Below are 3354 nucleotides of genomic sequence, written 5' to 3' on the forward strand. Positions count from 1 at the left end.
TCGCCCCCGGCGACACCCTGCTCCTCTACACCGACGGCCTCACCGAGGCACGTACCGGAGAGGACCGCACCAATCTGTTCGGTGACGAGGCCCTCCTTGCGTTCGTGGCGCGACACGCCGGAAAATCACCCCACGACGTGATCCAGGCGCTGTCCGGCCTCCTGGACGGTTTCGGCGACGGCCTGGAGGACGACACCGCCCTCCTCGCGCTGGGATCCCCCGCTCCGTCCTCCGACCGAACTCCGACGAGAACCCCATGAGCCCGCTGAAGATCACCACCCGAGACGCCCCGACCGGCCCCGTCCTGGACATCACCGGCGACCTCGACTACGCCCTCGCACCCCAGCTGCGCGAGCGGCTCACCACCCTCACCCTGCGCCCCGGCCAGCGCCTGATCCTCGACCTGGGCGGCATGACCTTCTGCGACTCCAGCGGCCTGACCGCCCTGATCGCGGCACGCGCCCACGCCCACGCGGCCCAGGCGGACATCGCCCTGGCCTCGGTCCCCGACGCCACCCTGCGCGTCCTGCGCATCGTCGGCCTCGACCAGGTCTTCGCCCTCTACCCGGACAGCGACACCGCCGCTTCGGTATGACCCCCCGCGGACGGAGAACCGGACCGACGGCACGCCGATCCGGGACACTCCCGCGCCCGCGCGCCCGACACGCCGTGCGCGGGGCGTCGGCGCGGGTGGGTCGGCGCTCGTCGTCGCCGGGCTGAGGACGCGGAAGGACGCCGAACGCCGGAAGGACGCCTGAGCGCCACGCGGCCCACGCCCCGGCCGAGTTCCCCACCCCGCTCCCGCACCCCGGGTCGCCCGGCGTCGTCGCCCCCGTCGACGACGCGACGAAGGCATCGTCGCCCGCCGAGCCGGGGGACGGGCGGCGCTCCGGCCGTCCCGGGATCCGCGAGCCCCCGGAGGCCCGCGCGGGCTCGAGCCCGGTGCACGGCAGCCGTCGGCCTGTCGGACCCACCCCCTAGGCTGTGCACCGATTTCGATCAAGGAGCAGAGCAGTGCGAATAGAGCGTCACCAGGTGGGCGAAGCGGTCGTGCGCGCGGCACGCGAGGACTTCACGAACCGCATCGGGGGCCAGGTTCGGTCCATGTCGAGGGCCGGCCGGATGGCCACCTACGAGTGGCGGGCGATCGCCGACGAGTTCCTCGACTACCTGGGCGCCCTTTCCGTCGAGGCACCCGACCTCGACACCGCGGAGGCCAAGGCCGTCCTCAAGGACGCCTCCGAGGCCGCGGCCGGCGCCGTCGCCTACGCCGCCTACCACCCGCACTGCAGCTTCCATGTCTTCCTGGACTACGTGAACTTCGGCATGAGCTACGACCCGGGCGCGGATGCCCCGGCGGAGAGCGTCGCGCCCGGGGAGTGGATCGACGCGCTCTGCCTCGCGGTCCTCAGGGACAAGGCCGCGTGGCACGGCGAGGCGTTCCACTTCGCCCGGCAGAAGTTCGCCGAGCAGGCCACGGGCACGCCGGCCGGCGAACTCGCCACGGGCTTGACGGCCGTGGCCCTGGGCGACACGGGCGACGACGAGGAGTCGCCGCCGAGCGCGCGGGCCAAGCTCTCCGCCGTCGACGCCGCCCTGGACCGCATCCGCGTCCGCGCCGAGGAGACCGGCGAAGAACTTCTCGACCGCCCGTACAGCGTGGCGCTGCGCACGCTGCGCGCCCTGACCGCCGAGGACCGCGAGGCCTTCGACACGGCGCTGACGGCACTGCTGGCCCGGCACAGCGCCGTCCACGGGCCGTCGGCCTCCCCGAGCACCCTTCTGCCGCTCGTTCCCCTCGCCCTCGCCGCGCTGGCGTACCGGACACTGGGGTGGACGCCCGCGGTCAGCTCCGGCTATCTCCCGCACGCGCTGGTCACCGGCTTCGAGACGCGGGGCCCGCGGGTCGCGGGGTTCGGCCGGCACCGGAGGCCGGACGCGGTCGCCGCGCTCGCCGCGGGGCCGCTGGTGGTGCGGCGGCCGGTTCTGGACTGGACGGTGAGCCCGCAGCTCGAGGCCAGGTACGAGGAGCGCGTCCGGGAGGCGTTCGCGCCGGAGGATCCTCCGGCCGTCCGGCGGCTCGCCGGTGTCATGGACGACCAGGAGCGCCTCTTCAAGTGGCGCGCGGGGAGCCCGGAGGAGGCCACGGAAGCCCAGCTCGCCACCCTTCGGCTGGCCTCCCGGACGGGGGCGGCCCTCTTCCGGATCGCACTGGCGGAGCCGGGCACCGAGGTCGAGGTGTCCATCGGCGGCCGCGACCTGCGCTACCCGGCCGAGCGGGGCGAGCATGCCGCCGCCGGCGTCTGGCAGAAGGCCACCGCCTTCGCCCTCATCACCGGAGTACGGGAGGACCTCGCCCCCTTGGTCCTCACCGGCCCCGCCTTCGCCCGCCCGGACGGCTCCGCCTTCAGCGCGTACCGCGAGGCCCTCCACGCCTACCTGAAGGGCACCGACCCCGAACAGGCGGCGCAGCGGGCACTGCAGCAGGGCGAGAAGGCCGAGGACTGGGGCTACGCCATGCCGCCGGCCGTCCTGCTGTCGCAGCTCGTGGACGGGGACGAGGAGAGTTTCAATCTGGCCCTGGCCGACGCGCTCGAGACCCACCGCGCCTACTACGAGGTCGCGGACCGCGCCGGCGATCCGGACGCGTCCGTGAATCTCGACATCCTCGCCCTGGCCTGCCACGCCCGCCGACGCGGCTGGGCCATCCGCGTCGAATCGCCCTACCTCCCGCCGAGCGTCCTGCGCGCCGCCGAACCGTTCTAGGGCCGGGGCCGGTCACAGGGCCCGGCCGTCCGCCCCACCGGGGGGAGGCGTGGCCGGGTCCGGTCACGGGGCCCCGCCGTCCGCCCCACCGGGGAGGCGCGCACGCCTGCGGGGTGCCGTGCCGCCCACGGGGGCCCGCTCGCGCCGGGCCCCCGCCTCGGGGGCGCGCTGTCCGGACGCCCGCGCCCCGGCCGGAGCGCCCAGGCCCGGTCACGCCCCGCGTCCCAGCCGGTTCCTCACCTGGGGGACGGAGGCCCGCAGTTCCCGCACCACGGCGCGCACGACTGCGGAACCGGCCAGTTCCGAGGTGGTGACGTAACCCACCTGGCGCGTCGGGCGACGGGGGCCGAGATCGGCTGTCCCGACCGACTCCGGTGCGCCGACCAAGGACAGGGCGGGCATGATCGCCATCCCGTGACCTCCGCTCACCAAGGAGAGCACGGCTCCGTCGTCCTCGGCCGCGACGGTCGCCGCCGGAATCCAGTCCTGTGCGGCCCACCAGTCACGGGTGTACGAACCGCAGTTCTCGGCCCAGTCGACCAGCGGAAGCGAACGCGGGGCGCCGTGCCCCCGCGCGTGGACCAGGGC

4 protein-coding genes are annotated in these 3354 nt (G+C 74.9%); 3 read left to right on the forward strand and 1 reads right to left on the reverse strand.

The window, feature by feature from the left end:
* From RIF68_RS31740 to RIF68_RS31750, 3 genes are all read left to right on the forward strand, one after another.
* Positions 1-260: SpoIIE family protein phosphatase (locus RIF68_RS31740; protein WP_309054721.1), on the forward strand; the 260-nt coding region annotated here is incomplete at its 5' end.
* The gene (locus RIF68_RS31745; protein WP_309054722.1) at positions 257-595 is read left to right on the forward strand and encodes an STAS domain-containing protein; all 339 of its coding nucleotides are present in this window, start codon (positions 257-259) and stop codon (positions 593-595) included. The genes RIF68_RS31740 and RIF68_RS31745, both read left to right, overlap by 4 nt.
* A gap of 440 nt (positions 596-1035) precedes the next feature.
* Positions 1036-2766, forward strand: a complete 1731-nt coding sequence (locus tag RIF68_RS31750; RefSeq protein WP_309054724.1) for an Imm49 family immunity protein — start codon at positions 1036-1038, stop codon at positions 2764-2766.
* 210 nt (positions 2767-2976) lie between these two features.
* On the opposite strand, the gene RIF68_RS31755 is transcribed toward RIF68_RS31750, so the two are convergent.
* Positions 2977-3354, reverse strand: a 378-nt coding sequence (locus RIF68_RS31755) for a LysR substrate-binding domain-containing protein (protein WP_309054723.1), incomplete at its 5' end; no start/stop codon positions are given.

Origin of the sequence: Streptomyces sp. (assembly GCF_031178505.1) — a bacterium.
Taxonomy (GTDB): Bacteria; Actinomycetota; Actinomycetes; order Streptomycetales; family Streptomycetaceae; genus Streptomyces; species Streptomyces gulbargensis.